Source organism: Pseudomonas sp. Sample_24, from assembly GCF_004307605.1.
GTDB lineage: Bacteria > Pseudomonadota > Gammaproteobacteria > Pseudomonadales > Pseudomonadaceae > Aquipseudomonas.
On sequence record NZ_RCNW01000218.1, the window covers coordinates 1 to 1,093 of the forward strand.

Annotated in this window: 1 protein-coding gene and 1 pseudogene; both read right to left on the minus strand. The window is 59.3% G+C overall.

The annotated features are described in order from the left end of the window. On the minus strand, nucleotides 1-926 hold a 926-nt coding region (choV, locus tag D8V06_RS11460; RefSeq protein ID WP_130930989.1), incomplete at its 3' end, for a choline ABC transporter ATP-binding protein. Next, a pseudogene (locus D8V06_RS11465) lies at nucleotides 923-1,093 on the minus strand (choline ABC transporter permease subunit); the annotation flags it as partial. The pseudogene D8V06_RS11465 and the gene choV, both read right to left, overlap by 4 nt.

Consider the following 1,093-nt stretch of genomic DNA (forward strand, 5'->3'; position numbering starts at 1 on the left):
GCCAGGTCCAGCCACGAATCGCCGCCCGGATCGAGGCACACCGAACCGTTGATGCGTTTGCAGTTGTCCAGGGTGCGCATCAGGCTGCGACCACACAGCACGTTCAACGGGTTGGTGTGGGCCACGAAGGTGCGCACATAGTCGTCCGCCGGGTTGAGGACGATTTCTTCCGGTTTGCTGTACTGGATGATCCGGCCGTCTTTCATGATCGCAATACGGCTACCGAGCTTCAGGGCTTCGTCGAGGTCGTGGCTCACGAACACGATGGTTTTGCTCAGCTTGCGTTGCAGCTCCAGCAGTTCGTCTTGCAGGCCCTGACGGATCAGCGGGTCGAGTGCCGAGAACGGTTCGTCCATCAGCAGGATATCGGCGTCCATCGCCAGCGCACGGGCCAGGCCCACGCGCTGCTGCATACCGCCTGACAGCTCATCGGGTTTCTTGTTGCGCCACTGGGTCAGGCCTACCAGTTCGAGTTTTTCATCGACCAGTTTCTTGCGTTCCTTCTCCGGACGACCCTGCATTTCCAGGCCGAAACTGATGTTCTCGCGCACCGTCAGCCAAGGCATCAGGGCGAACTTCTGGAACACCATCGCGATGCGCTTGGTGCGCATCATTTTCAGTTCGGCGGCGGAGCAGGAGGCAATGTTGATCTGCTTGCCTTCGTGCTCGACGAACAACTTTCCGCGGCTGACGGTGTTGAGGCCGTTGATGCAACGCAGCAGGCTGGACTTGCCTGAGCCGGACAAGCCCATCAGGACGCAGATTTCACCTTTTTCGATATCCAGGCTGGCCTTTTCGACGCCGACGATCTGCCCGGTCTTTTTCAGGATCTCGCTGCGGGTCAGGCCCTGGTCGAGAAGTTTCAGTGCTTCGCGCGGATCTTTGGTGAAGATCACGTCGACGTCTTCGAAGCGAATAATGCTCATGCGTCACCCCCTACTTTGGCGTCGGGTTGTTTGCAGATACGGTCGAGCATGATCGCCAGCAGTACGATCGCCAGGCCTGCTTCGAAGCCCAGGGCGATATCAGCAGTGTTCAGTGCGTTGACCACCGGTTTGCCGAGTCCGTCGGCGCCCACCAGTGCCGCGATCAC